The following is a 16258-nucleotide window of genomic DNA, read 5'->3' on the forward strand; positions in this document are numbered from 1 at the left end:
AAAGCCAACAAAGGGGAAAAAATAGCGGAGAGGCAGGGATTCGAACTCTGGTCCCGAAAATCGGGGAACGGTTTTCGATGGGCTTAGCTTATTAACGTTTTGTCAAAAGAGAGAAAATAGAGTTAGAGCTATTGATATCTATTAACTATTTCAAAGCCAACAAAGGGGAAAAAATAGCGGAGAGGCAGGGATTCGAACCCTGGGTGCCCGAAAGGGCACAACGGTTTTCGAGACCGCCCCGTTCAACCGCTCCGGCACCTCTCCTTTTAACCGTGATGTTTACATCCAAATCACAAAGCATAATTTTTTAAAGCACAAAATTACATAATCTACTTAAATTTTTCAAATTTATTCGGTTGTGTATTCTGCCGTTTAAAAAATTACTTTTCTAGTTCAGATATAGTTCCCTCAATTTTTCCCCATTTATGATCCAGTTCGCTGGTAAATTTTCGGTTTTGCGCTTTTGCATTTAAACCGGGTCAATAGATGTTCTTTCCTTGTAACCTTTTTTCTCCCTGAACTACAGTCCCGTTATCTTAATATCTCAGCGACCGGATTTATGTAGGAATTCCAAAAAGCGTTGGAAAGAAATTTAAAAATAAATGATTTCTGGTTATTGTTTCGTTTTTATTTTTTGCATTATCTCAAACTTTTCAAAATAAAATGGACATGCATTTGTCTGGAAATGTAATTTATGGTAGTAGCAGTAATCATTTTGAGGGAGATTAAATTTTTGTGCACAGTAGTTAAGTAGAACCAAAATTTTTTTACTTTTAATTGTATTGTTTATTAATTTCCCTATTCCATTAGTAAGTAAATAAGATTGTTAAAAAAATGTACTAATCTAAATTCTTTTGAAAGGAGCGGCCTATGTTTGATCGCAGTATTTTAGAAAAATTGGGCATAAAAGATGAAAATTTTGGAGCCTCTACCGGACAGCAGTGGAGCAAAACAACCGATGCCGGCGTTATTGAGGTCCATTCACCCATCGATGGAAAATTGATAGCCAAAGTGTATCAGGCCTCGGAAGAAGACTATGAGTGGGTGGTCAAAAAGGCGCAGGAAGCTTTTAAGTATTGGCGAACCATCCCGGCGCCAAAACGGGGTGAAATCGTACGACAAATCGGTTTACGTCTGCGGGAATACAAGGACCTGTTGGGCCGGCTGGTTACCTATGAAATGGGAAAATCTGTTCAGGAAGGCTGGGGCGAAGTTCAGGAGATGATTGACATTTGCGACTTTGCCGTGGGACAATCGCGCATGCTGTATGGTTTTACCATGCATTCCGAGCGCCCCAATCACCGCATGTACGAACAATACCATCCGCTCGGTCCAGTGGCCATCATCACTGCTTTCAACTTTCCGGTGGCGGTCTGGGCCTGGAACGCAATGATCGCTACCGTGGCCGGAGACACCAATATCTGGAAACCCGCTTCTAAAGTGCCTCTGACCGCCATTGCCGTGCAAAATATTGTTAGTGAAATTGTAAAAGAGAATGATCTGCCAGAAGGTTTGTTTAATCTTGTAATCGGTAAAGGTTCGGTGGTCGGTGAGCGTATTCTGGAAGACAAACGCGTACCGTTGGTTTCCCTAACGGGTTCCATTGCCGTGGGGCGTCATGCGGCCACTAAAATTGCCCAGCGACTCGGTAAGTACATCCTGGAACTGGGCGGAAATAATGCCATTATCCTCACGCCCGAGGCCAATCTTGAACTGGCCATCCCGGCTATTGTTTTTGGCGCTGTAGGAACAGCCGGACAACGCTGTACCACTACACGTCGCCTGATCATTCATGAATCCATTTTTGATCGGGTCAAAGAATCTTTGGTTAAGGCCTACAAAAGTATTCGCATTGGTGACCCCCTGGACGAAAAGAATCACATGGGCCCGTTGATCGATAAGGGAGCCGTGAATACCTATTTGAAGGCCCTTGAACAGGTTAAGCAGGAAGGCGGGAAAATCGTGTACGGTGGTCAGGTGTTGAGTGGTCCTGGTTACGAGGCCGGTACGTACGTTCTGCCAACCCTGGTTGAAGCGGAAAATCATTACCAGATTGTTCAGGAAGAAACCTTTGCTCCCATATTGTACCTGATCAAATACAAGGGCGATGTGCAAAATGCCATTGATATTCAGAATGATGTGGTGCAGGGACTCTCTTCTTCGATTTTTACTAACAATCTGCAGGAAGCAGAAACCTTCCTCTCGGCCTGGGGATCGGATTGTGGAATTGCTAATGTCAATATCGGCACATCTGGGGCGGAAATTGGCGGTGCCTTTGGTGGTGAAAAAGATACGGGCGGTGGCCGCGAATCCGGTTCTGATGCCTGGAAAGCCTACATGAGGCGCCAGACCAATACCATTAATTTTGGCAAGGAACTGCCGCTGGCGCAGGGAATCAAATTCGAAATCTAAATAACCAAAAGAAAAGGGCTCTGAGTGAGCCCTTTTTCATTTTAGTTTGAAGGTGAATGGGATTGCCATCCAGACTTTTACTTTTTTGTCCCGCTGTTGTCCGGGCGTAAATTTGCAGCGGCGCGCAGCCTCCAGCGCAGCTTCATCCAACATGGGGATGGATTTGTAAATTTCTGCTCTTTCCACATTGCCTTGCTCATCGATGAGCACACGGAGGACCACTGTACCTTCCACTCCAACCTTGCGGGCCAGTTCAGGATATTGGGGCACCACACGCTTTTTTATCTGCGGTTTAATAGATACAGCGATGTACTCAAATATTTCGGGCTCGTCTTCCTTGGGTGGGGGAGGCAGTTCATTGAGTGTCAGATTCCCTCCGTTCTCAAACAGGTCGTAATCGACCTCATCAAGGATTTCATCTTCATCGGCTTCGACCGGAATAGAAGGCTTTTCCGGAGACGGTGCTTTCTTAAACATTTCTGTTACCGGAATATCGGTTACTTCCAGCGTGAAATCCGGTGCAGGCGGCGGAGTCACAGTACGCTCATACTTGCGAAAAGTAAAGAAGAGGCCGGTTAAAAACAAGGATCATGGATAGTCGCAAAATGAGCGGATACTCCTTTTTAAGTTGATCATTACACATGTTTTCTTCCTCCTTTTTTAATGACTCCTGTTATTGAAAAGACAAAGACTGTGCCTGAGTTTTTAACTCTTTGAAATTCAGTTGTTTAAATGATAAATGGAGTTTGTGATAAAGTAGAACGAGAAGTCATTTTGGTTTTTCCAATGCAGCAGAGCCGCAACCAAAACATTTCCGCAGGAATTTCTGTAACCAAAGAGAGCACAAAGAAGTCACAAAGGGCGCATTTTAATTAAAAATTAATTTGTGAAAGGACAAGTGTTGCCCAAGAGGTTGAAAACAATGCCGGCATGTCATTCTTCTCCCGCTTCAGCGGGAGAAGAATCCCTTACACTGTCAGACCATTCGAAAGAGCAATGTAACTCGTGCTTCAGTCCGCGACTTTGTACTGGCGAAGCAATTATGGCGAGCTTTTGTTTTAAAACCCATCCCCCTGTGGCCCTGTTCCCTTTATTAAAAGAAGGGAAGGGGGGGGCGGGAGGGTTAGAATACTTCCTTCAAAACTTCAATCCCGCTTAGCGGGATGCAAATAATTTTTTGAATGCGTAACATGAAACTCGTTACGCGTCACGCGTTACTTATTACGGTGTGTCAAGTCTTGGCGCTCTTTGCGGTTGATTAAATTATAGCTTTGGTTGCGGCTGGGCTGCCTTAGTCATTTTTTTATTGGCTCTATCTAGCCAAAGCGACTCTGGAGAGTCGCGCTACGGGATGCGAAAATTTTTGTGCTGTGTAAGGAAGTAAAACTGTTAAATTGTTGATTGGTTGAATGGTTAAATTGTTGAATGGCCCCTCCCTGAAGTCGGGATTTTCGCTTCTCAACAACCGCCTGGACACAACTTGTCTCCTTCGCAAAATAATTCGTAATTCGTAATTTTTAATTAAAATTACTTTTTTTGCCCTTTGCGATTTTTTAAAGGTTGCGGCTGTGCTGCCTTAGATCAAGCTCAGTGATTTTTTTTTGCGCAAAATTTGGTCTATTAGTAGTTTTAAGTAAATGGGATAATTAGACGCATCAATATTTTTCTGAAGTAAAGAAAGAGGATTGAATATGCGGTCTCTGATAGCTAAGCTCTTGATTATGACGCTTTTCCTTGCTGGTTCGGCCATCGCTCAGGAGTCTGTTTACGGAGAAAAGGTTAGCGGCCTGTCGGTTCAGGGTATGTTCACTTCCGGTAAAAATTACCGTTCCAGAGGAATTAGTGTGATGTTTTTGAACAAGGGTAAATTTTTCATGGGCTATGAACAGGATAAAGTGGAAGTGTGGACCGATGAAGATTTTTCCAACTATTCCATTAAGGATGAAATCGCATTATATGGGCTTCATATCGGTTTTAGAAATTATGAGGCAGCGAATGAAAAGCGATTTTTCTCCGCCACTTTTCAAACCGGACTGGTGTTCTCCTCGGAAGTAAACGGGATTCATATGATCCCCATCGCCATGACCATTTTTAAATCGTTATCTGCGGATAGAGTTAAAATCATTCCGTTGATTTATGGTTCGTATGTTTACATTTTCAATAGAAACGTTTATGGTAGCACAGTGGGTGTTTCTACAACTTACACCTATGGGCTACAGATGAATGTGGCTCTTAGACCCCTGAGCAGCTTTACTCATGCAATTGTTTTAGGTCTGGACTGGAATCTAAAAAACAGAGATGTACCGCTTTCCTTTCAGATTTCGCTGGCTTTTAATGCCTTTAAGAAAGCGGAACAGTGAGCAGACTAATCTTGCCTTAATTGCCCGCTGAAACCTGCTTTAAGATTTGCTCACTCTGTGTTTGCTCAAACTTTTCAATAGATTCGATTTTACCCTGGGGATTGACCACAATCAGGATTTTGTTGGTGCGCACCTGGAACAATTCACGCAGAGGGTCAATGTCCTGCGGAGCCACAAAATGCCGGAAATCGTCTCCCGAAATCCCTCCGTTTTTTTTGAGTCGCTGGTAAGATTGCGGCCCAAGAGGGCAGGAAATCCAGAAAATGCTTTGGTTACGTTCGATCTTATTTATCAGATTTTTACTCATCATATCGCAATATTGATCGTTGCACATCCAGAAATCCAGTACCAGATAACGGCCTCTGGCCTGAGACGCTGAAAATCGGGTGGAGTCGGTGAACGTTACTTCGAAATCTGGGCAGGGTAATCCAGCTGCAATAGGCGGCGCCTCCTGCGCATCCAGAGCTTCCAGTGTTAAACTCTGGCCAAACACGTCTAATGTTTTTACGCGGTACGATGTATGGCCTAATGTAAATGGCTGATACAATTGCTCCAAAAAATCTTCCCGCGAATTGTATTGATTGTCGTGATTTAAATCAATCCACAAAAAATCGGTATTTCTGTAATTGACATCCGGCGGATTGGAAAAAAGAATGCACCGGAATGTTTCGTCCCCGATCTTTAACGTGCCTGAATTCGGGCGACGATTGGAAAAGAAAGCGAAACTACTGCCATTTGGATCATGCATTTTAAAAAAGCCCAGCAATAGATTTCTCTGCTGGATGGCCTGGCCGTCAAAAATTTCTATGGTGACGTTGTGTTCTGCAACAGAGTAGGAGCGTTTTATCTCTTTGAAAAACCGATTTTCAAAATCTTTAAAGTGGATTATGGGGTCATTGTTAAAATCTTCATCATTATTGGCGTCAAAGACAAAATATTCTGTTCCTTGTTTGTCCTTAACCAGGCAGGCCGAAACAATATCGTCAATAGACGGAGGTGGGTAAATGCGCTGTAGAAAATCTGTGGTAACCGGCAGGGCGCTCTGCAGGATGACGGCTTTGAAGGTAGAGTCCTCCATAAACAGCTTACTGTATTTTAAATAGTTTTGCATGTGAAGCTGGTAGAGGCTGATTAGAGTATAGTCTGCCGGGTAGGCCAGAATTTTTTCCAGTAACCGATCTGCTTTAACGGGCCGTTCAGGCCGAAGAATAGGTTCGACAATTCCCAGACTGTCGGCATTAACCTGTTTAAAATGGATGGTAATCTCTTTGTCACCAGCCGTCGCCTGAGAAAAATAGGCCGCAAACAAACTGAGGCAGAAAACGCAGATTAGCATTAATCGCATCATCTTCATCCTTTCATCAACTTATTGGATCAATGGTAAAATGCCGATGCTTAACACCGGAATGTAGGTGATTAAAATCAGGGCGACGAGCAGGATGATTAAAAAGGGCAAAGCAGCCCGATAGAGAAAGGTAATGGATTTTTCAAAACGTAGCGAGGCGATAAACAGATTCATACCTACCGGTGGGGTGGAATAACCGATGCCTAAATTAGCCAGAAAAATAATGCCCAGATGAACGGGATGAATGCCAAAGGAGGCGGCAATGGGTAGAATAATCGGTACAATCACCATAATAGCCGAAAAAATATCCATCAGCGCGCCGACGATCAGTAGAAAAATGTTTAGAAAGAGCAGAAAGACAAAAGGCGTATGGATGAACGATTTCATGGCCGCCATGATCTTCATGGGGATTTCGGCGTCTGTGAAGTAGTTGGCCAGTCCCAGGGCAGCGGCCAGAATGACGATGATGCTGCCGACCATTTCCATGCTTTTGCGTACTACAATGGGTAATTCTCTGGTCAAACTGATATCGCGATAAATGAAAACTTCAATGATAAACACATAAATAGCCGTAACGGCCGCAGCCTCGGTGGCTGTAAAAAGACCACCGTAAATGCCGCCAATGATAATAAAGGGTAGTGGAATTTCCCAGCCTGCCTCTTTTAAGGCCTGCCAGCGTTCCAGTGAGCTGGATTGGCGATTAACCAGTTCTTTAACCTGTTTTCTGCGAAAAAGGACCACGTAAACGCTGAGCATAAGAATCATTAGGATGCTGGGAATAATACCGGCCGCAAAGAGCTGATCGATGGGCGTTTGCGCAACCAGGCCGTAAAGGATGATGGGTAAACTGGGCGGAAGTAATAATCCAAGATTGCCGCTGGCCGTCAAAAGACCGAGTGTGAATTTTTCAGGATATTGTTCTTTAAGCATGATGGGGTGTAGCAATCCGCCCAGAGCAATGATGGTTACGCCCGAAGCTCCGGTGAATGCGGTAAAAAGGGCACAGGAAACCAACGCTACTATGGCAAGGCCGGCGGGAAGCCAGCCGATTAAGGCTCTGGACAAGTTAACCAGTCGGCGCGGCGTTTGACTTTCGGCCAACAGGTAGCCGGCAAAGGTAAAAAGGGGAATAGCCAGAAAAATAGGTTGACTGGTCAGACGGTACAGCTCAATAATCAGGGCCGAGCTGTCAATTTCAGCCAGATGAAAAAGAAGTAGAGCGATGCCCGAGATGATGACAAACAGGGGCGTACCAAAAAGCGTAAACAGAGCAATGACCAGAATGATCACAATGGTCATCATGATTCGGGCCCTTGCTTTTCAAAGACGGTTAAGAAGAGATGAATCAAAAATCGTAAAGCCATCAGCGCAAATCCCACAGGAATAATAGTTTGAAAATACCAGGCGGGAATGTCGGAGAAGATGGTCGAGCCGAATTCTTTTTCGTTCAACACGAAGGTAACGGAAGCTCTGGTGAGAAAGACGGTAATCAAGAAGGCCAGCAGGTTAATCAGCGCAGTTGGAATTTTTCGCCATCGTTTCGGTACTAATGGGCTTAAAAGATTGATGTTAATGTGTTTGTTTTCGAGGGTGGCCAGACTGGCGCCGATAAAGCTGACCCACAAAACCAGATTACGTAAAAAGATGTCGGCCCACAGGAGGCCTAAATTAAGGACTTTTCGTAAAAAGATTTGCAGTCCGGATAACACAACCATGACCATCACAATGAAAATTAAAAGGGAGAGCTCGATTTTAGCCAGTGTGTTGTTTAAGCGCTTGATCCAGGAAATCATTTTTATGCCTGCACATTTTTGATCCTACCCTTAACTGGAAAGCCAGAAAAAGCCGGATTCCAGCGTATTGCCTGTAACATAATTACTAAAAAAATTCCATGCAAGGGGAAAACGTATCAAATGAAGGATATTTTCCCTACGCCGGCTATCAATGGAAACAACAGGCCGGAGATTACATTATGAAAGAGATTCCCGCTTGCGCGGGAATGACGTGGAAGGGGGAAAGAGATTCCCGCTTGCGAGGGAATGACGTGGAAAGGGGAAAGGAATTCCTGTTTTGCCCTCACCCCATGGCGCAAATCTGCGATAGCAGTCTGAATAAAGAGAAATCAAAATTCTTTGCTACCCTGGAGACTTCTTCTAAGGCAGCATAGCTGCAACTAAAAAAACTTCTTTAGAAAATGACAGGCCGATGCCCGGGAACCCTTTAACTCTTACACTCTTAATTATTCCCTTCCAACAGAGGAAGTTATTTCACGAAATTAGCCCTCGCCCCCTCGATCCCCCTCTCCCAGAATAAAAATCTGGGAGAGGGGGAAAACTTTTGTGGGAAATTTTCTTAATTGTCCAGCCACTTTAGCCGGTTTGAGCGCATCGGGAATTGCTATTCTCTTGGACGGCACATCAAACCATTCAACAAATCAACAAATAAACAATTCAACAGCTTTACTTCCTCACACAGCACAAAAATTTTCGCATCCCGCCGTGCGGGATAGAAGTTTTGAAGGAAGTATTATAAGGTGACAAAATCCATGCAGCGTGTGAATTAAAAGAGAAATGATCTTTTAACGCGTGTTTCATCCCGGAAGAGAATGATTTGAAAGAATTGGAAAAAGTGAGTCGTGGGTAGCGAAATAGTTCAGTTAAAAAGGAGGCGCTTCTCAAAGCGCCCCAGATTTCCCCCGACCTCCATTTTCGAAGGGAAGAAATTAGTAAGAACCCATGATGTAATTTTCAAGTTGTTCAATAGTAAATTTTTGATCTTCAATAATTGCTTTCACCACGTCACCGATCGAAATCATGCCTACTAATTTTTTACCCTCATAAACCGGCAGATGGCGCACGCGCTTATTGATCATAATGGCCATGGCTTCTTCCGCTGTGTTGGTAACATCCAGAAAGAGCACATGAGACGTCATAATATCTTTTACAGGTGTGTCCTTTGCGCATTTGCCTTTGATTTCCAACTTTCTGGCGCAGTCCCTTTCGGAAATGATGCCCAACACACGGTCATCCTTCATGACCAGCAAGGCGCCAATATTTTTGTCCGCCATTTTTTTGAGAGCATCCAGAACACTGGCCTCAGGATCAATTGTGTACACCTGGTGACCTTTGTGCATTAAAATAGTACGCATGGATTTCATAAAACGTCTCCTTAGTTTAAGAAACTATTTCTTGTAATATAAGAAGAGAAAAACTGAATTGCTACCCTTATTTTAAGTTATTTTTTTCTCTAATGTAGAAAACCTATTCATGGAATGCAAAAAAAGCAGTGCGTGCTCGTAAAAAAACTGACGGTGACAATGTTACTGGCAAAGCGCTGAATGATTCGGGATTCGCGTTAAATAGAGCACTTTAAGTGGCCACGTCTACAATTCAAACATAAGCGCTGTACCTGGTTGGCCAGGTCCAATTTTTAAAGGTAATTGGGACGCGTTTTGTAGGGGATGGGATCTTCTACGCCTGCCATCTGGAAGCCGCGTAACCGCAGGGCGCAACTATCGCAAACTCCGCAGGCCTGTTCCTCGGACTGGTAACAGGACCAGGTTTTGTCCAGAGGCGCGCCCAGTTCCAGACCCTTCTTAACAATCTGCCACTTTTTCAAATGGATGATCGGCGTCTCGATTACAATTTGCGTCTGCGGTTTGGTTCCCAGTTCAATGACTTTATTAAAGGCCGCGTAAAATTCCTCTCGACAATCGGGGTAACCGGATGAGTCCTCTTCCACGGCGCCGATGAAAATGCTTCTGGCGCCAATGACTTCTGCCCAGCTGGTGGCAATGGACAAAATATTGGCGTTGCGGAACGGTACATAACTGCTGGGAATGCCCTGATACTGAAGATCGGCTTTACTGACTTCGATGCCTTCATCAGTCAGACTGGAACCACCGATCTGCTTTAAATAGCCCACATCCACCACCAGTCGCTGCTGTACTCCATAAAAATCGGCAATATCGTTAAACGCCCGTAGTTCGCGCTTTTCGGTGCGTTGTCCGTAGTTGAGATGTAAAAAAGCCAGCTCGTAATCTCTGGCTGCAATGGCCGCAGTCACGCAACTATCCAATCCGCCGGAAACCAGAACAACCGCTTTATTGCTCATTGTAAATCTCCTCTTTAAAAGCTGCCAAAACCTACAGTAGAAAAATTACGCATTATTCCGAAAAGGATCATTTGCCTGGCGGTTTACAGATTACGAACAAATAGAGTTTTGGCCTTTTGCGCATTTTGAAACAAAATTGGAATTCGTCTTTGACGGTTTACCAATGATGCACAGAGCCTCGTTTCCTGCTCATTGTTCGACTCTCATTTTAGGATTGCCATGCAATTAGAAAAACTATTTACGAAAACCGCCCCGCTTTTGTGGATCGTACACAGCTACTACCGTAGAGTGCATCCCACCCCGCGTAGTAAAATCGCCTCTTACTTCCATGTAACGCGGCTGGCAGGCCTCCACCAGCTCGTCCAGGATCTGGTTAATCACAGACTCGTAAAAAATGCCTTTGTTGCGGAAATCAAGAAAATAGTATTTGAGCGATTTTAATTCCAGACAGAGTTTGTCCGGCACATAATTGATGGTGATGGTTCCAAAATCGGGTAAGCCGGTTTTGGGGCAAACTGAGGTAAATTCTTCGTTTACATGCGTAATGAAATAATCCCGATCTGGATATTTATTTTCGAATACTTCAATTTGGGCCATGGTATCTCCTCAATTAAAATTAGACTCCTCGCTGATCCGGTTTCCAGATGTACTTGTGTAATTGAATCTGCATTCGAATTGGTTTCTGACTGGCCAGAATCCATTCCGCTAATTGCCGATTGTCCAGTTTGCCAAAGACCGGAGAAAAGAGTACGGGACAACGTTCAAGCAGATTGTATTTTTCTACTATGCCCAGGGCGTAATCAAAATCCGTTCGGTTGCCAATGACAAATTTAACCTGATCGTCAGCTTTTAATAAATCCATATTGGGCCAGTGCATCTTTTGGGCTTCGCCACTGGATGGACATTTCACATCCATAATGCGTTTAACACGCGGATCGACCTGGCTCAAATCCATGTGTCCTCCGGTTTCCAGTAACAGCTCAAACCCATTGTCCAGTAAACGTTGCATTAATGGATAAACCGCTGGCTGAATTAGGGGTTCCCCGCCTGTAATTTCCACCAGTTTACAGTTGTAGGTTTTTACCCGGGCGATGATTTCGTCCAGACTCATTTCCTGGCCTTCGTAAAAGGCATATTCAGTGTCGCAGTAGGTGCAGCGCAAATTACAAAAGGTTAAACGTACAAAAACACAGGGTAGCCCGGCATAGGTCGATTCGCCCTGAATGCTAAAAAAAATTTCATTAACCTTGAGATGGTTTTTCTTAGCCATTGATTATTCCGTGTACTCAACCATGTATTTGGGCGTTTCCCAGAGACGAATGGCCTGCATTTCAACGCCCTGAGGCAAAAGCTTGCCGATTTCCTGATAAAAATATTTTGACAAATTTTCGGCCGTTGGATTCAGTTGATCAAAAGGCGGAAGATCATTCACCATTTGATGATCAAACTTACCGACCACCTGCCAGGCCAGATCGCTCAGGTCTTTAAAATCAATGACCATGCCAATAGAATCGAGCTGTTGGCTCTTAACCACAACCTGTACCTTCCAGTTGTGGCCGTGAATGCGCTGACAGGGCCCCTCGTAGCCGCGCAAATGGTGCGAGGCTGAGAACATTAAATCTATGGATAACTGGAACATCGTTTCCTCTCACAATTTATTAAAATCCCATTAGAGTTTTAAAACCTCTTAAAGTTACAATGGTTTACCATCAAAACGTTGAAATTTAAGGAAATTGCGCGCAAAGGTCAAAAGATGAATGGTTTCATTAATTTTAATTGCCATCACCCTCTCGATTCCCCTCTCTCAGAATAAAAATCTGGGAGAGGGGGAAGACCTGTTTGGGAAATTTTAACATGTATTGGGGATTTCTTACACGGGCCCCATTCACGATCAATGGGCGGCCCGATACTTATTCAACCAATCAACAATTCAACGGTTTTGCTTCTTCACACTGCATAAAAATTTTCGCATCCCTCTGTGGCGGGAATAGATCTTTTAAGGGAAGCATTCAAAACCTTAACCACAAAACTTTAAAAGCGACGTTCAATTACCTGTTGCATTAAATGTGCAACAAAGCGAAATTGTTTTCGTAAGGCATGATGGAAATTTGTTTTAAATGAAGGAGTGAACCATGCGTCGATTTGTCCCTTTCTTTTTGTTTCTAATTTTACTCACCAGCACCATTTTAGCAAATCCAAACGAAACAACGCCAGTTCTGCATTATCCTGACATTCATGGCGATTGGGTGGTTTTTGTGGCCGGCGGAGATATCTGGAAAGCCAATATTCATGACGGACAAGCCATTCGGTTAACCCTGCACGATGGCGAAGAGCTCTTCCCCAAATTTTCACCGGACGGTTCGTTGATCGCTTTTACCGGAGAATATGACGGTAACAGCGATGTGTACGTCATGAATGCCGATGGCAGCGATATCCGACGGGTGACCTTCCATCCGGGTGGTGATGTGGTGGTTGGCTGGCATCCCACCAGGAATAAAATTCTATTTCGTTCCAATCGGTTAAGCTACCAGCGTTTTTCGAGGCTATTTTTGATTAATCCGGAAGGAAGTGGGCTGGAAACGTTAATCTTGCACGAAGCCACGCAGGGCAGTTTCAGCCCTGACGGCAGTAAGATCGCTTACAATCGCATGGGGCGGGAATTCCGAACCTGGAAACGCTACTATGGCGGCACAGCTCAGGATCTTTATTTGTTTGATTTTGAAACCATGAAAGATGAAAAAATTACCGATTTCCGCGGTACCGATCGTCTGCCCATGTGGATTGGCAATAAAATTTATTTTACTTCCGATCGCGATGGATTTCTGAATATTTATGCTTACGATGTGGCTTCAAAAAAGGTAGAGCAGATCACGCACCATAAAACCTACGATGTGCGCTTTCCCAGTGCAGACCAGCAGCGCATTGTTTATGAACTGGGGGGCTATCTGTATTATCTGGATGTTAAAAATCCCAGACCACAGAAAATTGACATAACCATTCATACCGATGCGCCAGAGTTGAGGCCCTATTTAAAAAAGGTGGATGAAAATGTAACGCAGATAGAAATTGCGCCCAACGGCAAACGGGCTTTACTGGTAGCTCGTGGCGAGATTTTTACCGTGCCTGCTAAAGAAGGTCCGACACGTAATTTAACAAACAGCAGCGGCAGTCGCGAAAAAGATGCCGTCTGGTCGCCGGATGGGAAATGGATCGCCTATTTTTCCGATGCGGATGGCGAGTACCAACTCTATTTAATCGATCCTTTTGCTGAAAAAGAGCCTTTAAAACTAACCAGCTTCAAAGACGGCTACCGCCATACCATTCGCTGGTCGCCGGATAGTAAAAAATTAGCTTTTACAGACCAGACCCTGACATTGTACATCTTTGATCTGGCCCGAAAAAAGTTGACCAGGGTCGACAAAGCAAAATTTGAAAATGTGGATGTCAGCCTGGATTTAAAGCCCATTTATGATTTTAGCTGGTCACCGGACAGTCGTTTTCTTGCTTATTCCAAGATGGATTCCACTCTGGTGAACAAAATCTACATTTACGCCCTGGACGAAGGCCGGAGTCGGTGTGTTAGTGAAGGCCTGTTTAATGATTTTCATCCGCTGTTTTCCAGAGATGGCGAACATCTGTTCTTCATTTCCAACCGGCGGTTTGATCCAACCTATTGTGATTTTGAATGGGAAATGGTTTACAAAAAGATGGCCGGAATCTATGCCTACACGCTGCGCAAAGATGGCCCGGCGCTTTTTCCCCTCAAAAGTGATGAACATGTAGAAGGGAAGTCTAAAAACAACGCGAAAGAAAAAGGTAAGGTAACCGTACGCATCGATTTTGACGGTTTGCAGCAACGCCTGGAAGCCCTGCCTGTTAAGCGAGGTAATTACCGCTTTTTATCGGTAAACGACGATGCCCTTTTCTACCTCAATAAAGAAGAAGGCGATTTCAATCGCTTTGAATTTCGCAATCATTGGCCCATGGATCTGTATGCTTTCGATTTTGCTAAAAATAAGGAGCGATTAGTCATTAAAAAGGTAGATGCCTACAGGCTTTCTGCGGACGGCTCCACCATTATTTTTAAGCAGGGCAAAAAAGTAGGATTGGTCAAAGCTTCGGCGAAGGAGGCCAAAGGAGATTTTCTCAATCTCTCTGATCTGAAAATGTGGTACGAACCGCTGGCCGAGTGGCAACAGATCTACCGTGAAGCCTGGCGCATGGAACGCGACTTTTATTACGAGCCGGGAATGAACGGCCTGGACTGGAACAAAATTTATGACAAGTATCTACCTATGGTTAAGCGCTCGGTTTGCAGGCAGGATATTCGTTTTGCGATCGGCGAAATGATCGGTGAGCTGGGAACCTCACACACCTATGTTTTTGGGGGAGATATTCAGCGCAAGGCAAAACGGGTCAATGTAGGACTGTTAGGCGCTGATTATGAAGTAGATTCCAAACACAATCTATACCGTTTTAAAAAGATTTATCGCGTACCCGACTGGAGCAGAAAAGTTGTCCCGCCATTGCTCGGGCCGGGCAAAATTGTTAATGAAGGCGATTACTTGCTAAAGGTTAACAATCAGCAGGTCATTGCAGACAAGAATATTTACAGTTATTTCATCGATCTGGCCAACAAACAGGTAACCCTATGGGTGAATGATCAACCAACCCTGAAAGGGGCCAGAAAAGTCGTCGTGAAACCGGTGGGCAATGAGTACTTTTTGCGCTATCTGGATTGGGTTGAGCACAATCGTTTGTTGGTGGAAAAGTTGTCTAATGGACAAATTGGTTATCTGCATTTACCGGATACCTACAATGGTTCGGCCCGCATCTTTCCCAAATACTACTATTCGCAAACCCGTAAAAAAGCGCTGATCGTTGATGGCCGTTACAATGGCGGTGGCCTCGATCCGGACATCTTTTTGCAGCGTCTTAATAAAAAACCCCTGTCTTACTGGACGCGACGTTACTCACACGATTATTTTTCTCCCTGGATGGGCAACAATGCCCACCTGGCCTGTTTAACCAATCGCCAGGCTGGTTCGGGCGGAGATGAATTACCCTACCTGTTCCGGAAAAAAGGCATGGGGCCGGTCATCGGTACCAGAAGCTGGGGCGGCCTGGTTGGCGTTTCAATGTGGATTCCGCTGGTGGACGGCGGAGGAATGTCTGCTCCGGATTACAGAATTTACGATGAGAATGGGAAATGGGTGGTAGAAAATGAAGGCGTGGCACCTGATCCGGGCTTTGAAATCGATAATGATCCGGTGCAAATGTCCAAAGGCTACGACGCGCAGTTGATGAAAGCCGTAAACTATTTGCTGGAACAGATCAAAAAGGATCCCAGACCCTGGCCCAAACACGAACCGTTTCCCAGGCAACATTTGAACCAGTGAAAAGGGGAAACTGGTGTTAGATAGGCCACTCGCAGTGGAAGCGTTTGCTACCGCCCACAGGCTAGATGGTTGCTAACAGGAACAAGGCATTTTTTTGAATTTTTCGCCGCAAATTTAGCTTTCAAAAAGGATAAAGGAATTCCTGAACGAAAACAGGGATTCCTTTACCTTTTATTAAACATCAGAAGGACAATAACAGAATGGGGCAAACGATAATGTTAACAGGTGCGGCTGAACTGGTGAACCAATTTATCAACCATCGCTTCGTCTTTTATTCTTGGAGATAAAGCGGTTTCATATCCAAAAAAAGATCAGAATATTTCTAATATAAAAATCTATCCTGCTATGGTGGGATGCGAAAATTTTTTGTATCCAAGAACGGTTAAATTGTTGAATGGCCTGTCCGGCTGCGCCTGCCAGACGGGCCTGTCCCCGAAGATCGGGATTTTCGCTGCGCTCCAACCGGCTGCGCCTGCCAGACGGGCCTGTCCGGCTGCCACGGCCAGACGGGCCTGTCAGGCTGGTGCTGCCAGACTGGCCCGTCCTACGGCCGGACAAGCCTGTCCCCGAAAATTTGGATTTGGAATGACGCTCGGCACGAAGCCTCACTGATTGTAATTTCGACCGAT

General features: G+C 44.7%; 13 protein-coding genes and 1 tRNA gene. 4 read left to right on the forward strand and 10 right to left on the reverse strand.

Features of this window, described 5'->3' with window-relative positions; genetic code table 11:
- Positions 1-177 precede the first annotated feature (177 nt).
- A tRNA-Ser gene (locus tag ACWB0I_RS14295) sits at positions 178-264 on the reverse strand.
- Between the two features lie 606 nt (positions 265-870).
- On the opposite strand from ACWB0I_RS14295, the gene amaB reads away from it, so the two are divergent.
- On the forward strand, positions 871-2412 hold the full coding sequence (amaB, locus tag ACWB0I_RS14300; RefSeq protein ID WP_479388748.1) for an L-piperidine-6-carboxylate dehydrogenase: 1542 nt from the start codon (positions 871-873) through the stop codon (positions 2410-2412).
- A gap of 36 nt (positions 2413-2448) precedes the next feature.
- Here the strand turns inward: amaB and ACWB0I_RS14305 are convergent, their stop codons facing one another.
- The gene (locus ACWB0I_RS14305) at positions 2449-2949 is read right to left on the reverse strand and encodes an energy transducer TonB (protein ID WP_479388749.1); all 501 of its coding nucleotides are present in this window, start codon (positions 2947-2949) and stop codon (positions 2449-2451) included.
- 1154 nt (positions 2950-4103) lie between these two features.
- Between ACWB0I_RS14305 and ACWB0I_RS14310 the strand changes: the two genes are divergently transcribed.
- Positions 4104-4772 carry a hypothetical protein gene (locus ACWB0I_RS14310; protein WP_479388750.1) on the forward strand — a complete coding sequence of 223 codons (669 nt, stop codon included), beginning with the start codon at positions 4104-4106 and terminating at the stop codon, positions 4770-4772.
- A gap of 16 nt (positions 4773-4788) precedes the next feature.
- Here the strand turns inward: ACWB0I_RS14310 and ACWB0I_RS14315 are convergent, their stop codons facing one another.
- From ACWB0I_RS14315 to queD, 8 genes are all read right to left on the reverse strand, one after another.
- On the reverse strand, positions 4789-6120 hold the full coding sequence (locus ACWB0I_RS14315) for a hypothetical protein (RefSeq protein WP_479388751.1): 1332 nt from the start codon (positions 6118-6120) through the stop codon (positions 4789-4791).
- Positions 6121-6138: 18 nt separating this feature from the next.
- Positions 6139-7419: a TRAP transporter large permease gene (locus ACWB0I_RS14320; RefSeq protein ID WP_479388752.1), complete on the reverse strand. Its 1281-nt coding sequence runs from the start codon at positions 7417-7419 to the stop codon at positions 6139-6141.
- The gene (locus ACWB0I_RS14325) at positions 7416-7910 is read right to left on the reverse strand and encodes a TRAP transporter small permease (RefSeq protein ID WP_479388753.1); all 495 of its coding nucleotides are present in this window, start codon (positions 7908-7910) and stop codon (positions 7416-7418) included. The genes ACWB0I_RS14320 and ACWB0I_RS14325 overlap by 4 nt, the downstream gene beginning before the upstream one ends.
- 929 nt (positions 7911-8839) lie before the next feature.
- A complete protein-coding gene (locus ACWB0I_RS14330; protein WP_479388754.1) occupies positions 8840-9274 on the reverse strand; it encodes a CBS domain-containing protein in 435 nt (144 codons plus the stop codon).
- 272 nt (positions 9275-9546) lie between these two features.
- Entirely contained in the window at positions 9547-10230 is a 684-nt protein-coding gene (gene queC, locus ACWB0I_RS14335; protein ID WP_479388755.1) for a 7-cyano-7-deazaguanine synthase QueC, read from the reverse strand.
- A gap of 234 nt (positions 10231-10464) precedes the next feature.
- Positions 10465-10827, reverse strand: coding sequence for a preQ(1) synthase (gene queF / locus ACWB0I_RS14340; protein ID WP_479388756.1), 363 nt, complete (start codon positions 10825-10827; stop codon positions 10465-10467).
- A 19-nt stretch (positions 10828-10846) separates the two neighbouring features.
- Positions 10847-11500 (reverse strand): radical SAM protein, encoded by a 654-nt coding sequence (locus ACWB0I_RS14345; protein WP_479388757.1) that lies wholly within the window; start codon positions 11498-11500, stop codon positions 10847-10849.
- Between the two features lie 3 nt (positions 11501-11503).
- Positions 11504-11869 (reverse strand): 6-carboxytetrahydropterin synthase QueD, encoded by a 366-nt coding sequence (gene queD, locus ACWB0I_RS14350; RefSeq protein WP_479388758.1) that lies wholly within the window; start codon positions 11867-11869, stop codon positions 11504-11506.
- Between the two features lie 493 nt (positions 11870-12362).
- Between queD and ACWB0I_RS14355 the strand changes: the two genes are divergently transcribed.
- Both ACWB0I_RS14355 and ACWB0I_RS14360 read left to right on the forward strand, forming a co-directional pair.
- Positions 12363-15629 carry a S41 family peptidase gene (locus ACWB0I_RS14355; protein WP_479388759.1) on the forward strand — a complete coding sequence of 1089 codons (3267 nt, stop codon included), beginning with the start codon at positions 12363-12365 and terminating at the stop codon, positions 15627-15629.
- Positions 15630-15995: 366 nt separating this feature from the next.
- Positions 15996-16241, forward strand: coding sequence for a hypothetical protein (locus ACWB0I_RS14360; protein WP_479388760.1), 246 nt, complete (start codon positions 15996-15998; stop codon positions 16239-16241).
- Positions 16242-16258: the final 17 nt, after the last annotated feature.

This window comes from Caldithrix sp. (assembly GCF_056497305.1).

Excerpts from the sequence above, each read along its gene's own strand:
- amaB (WP_479388748.1), top strand. The coding sequence starts at position 871 with ATGTTTGATCGCAGTATTTTAGAAAAATTGGGCATAAAAGATGAAAAT.
- ACWB0I_RS14310 (WP_479388750.1), top strand. The coding sequence starts at position 4,104 with ATGCGGTCTCTGATAGCTAAGCTCTTGATTATGACGCTTTTCCTTGCT.
- ACWB0I_RS14315 (WP_479388751.1), bottom strand. The coding sequence starts at position 6,120 with ATGATGCGATTAATGCTAATCTGCGTTTTCTGCCTCAGTTTGTTTGCG.
- ACWB0I_RS14320 (WP_479388752.1), bottom strand. The coding sequence starts at position 7,419 with ATGATGACCATTGTGATCATTCTGGTCATTGCTCTGTTTACGCTTTTT.
- ACWB0I_RS14325 (WP_479388753.1), bottom strand. The coding sequence starts at position 7,910 with ATGATTTCCTGGATCAAGCGCTTAAACAACACACTGGCTAAAATCGAG.
- ACWB0I_RS14330 (WP_479388754.1), bottom strand. The coding sequence starts at position 9,274 with ATGAAATCCATGCGTACTATTTTAATGCACAAAGGTCACCAGGTGTAC.
- queC (WP_479388755.1), bottom strand. The coding sequence starts at position 10,230 with ATGAGCAATAAAGCGGTTGTTCTGGTTTCCGGCGGATTGGATAGTTGC.
- queF (WP_479388756.1), bottom strand. The coding sequence starts at position 10,827 with ATGGCCCAAATTGAAGTATTCGAAAATAAATATCCAGATCGGGATTAT.
- ACWB0I_RS14345 (WP_479388757.1), bottom strand. The coding sequence starts at position 11,500 with ATGGCTAAGAAAAACCATCTCAAGGTTAATGAAATTTTTTTTAGCATT.
- queD (WP_479388758.1), bottom strand. The coding sequence starts at position 11,869 with ATGTTCCAGTTATCCATAGATTTAATGTTCTCAGCCTCGCACCATTTG.
- ACWB0I_RS14355 (WP_479388759.1), top strand. The coding sequence starts at position 12,363 with ATGCGTCGATTTGTCCCTTTCTTTTTGTTTCTAATTTTACTCACCAGC.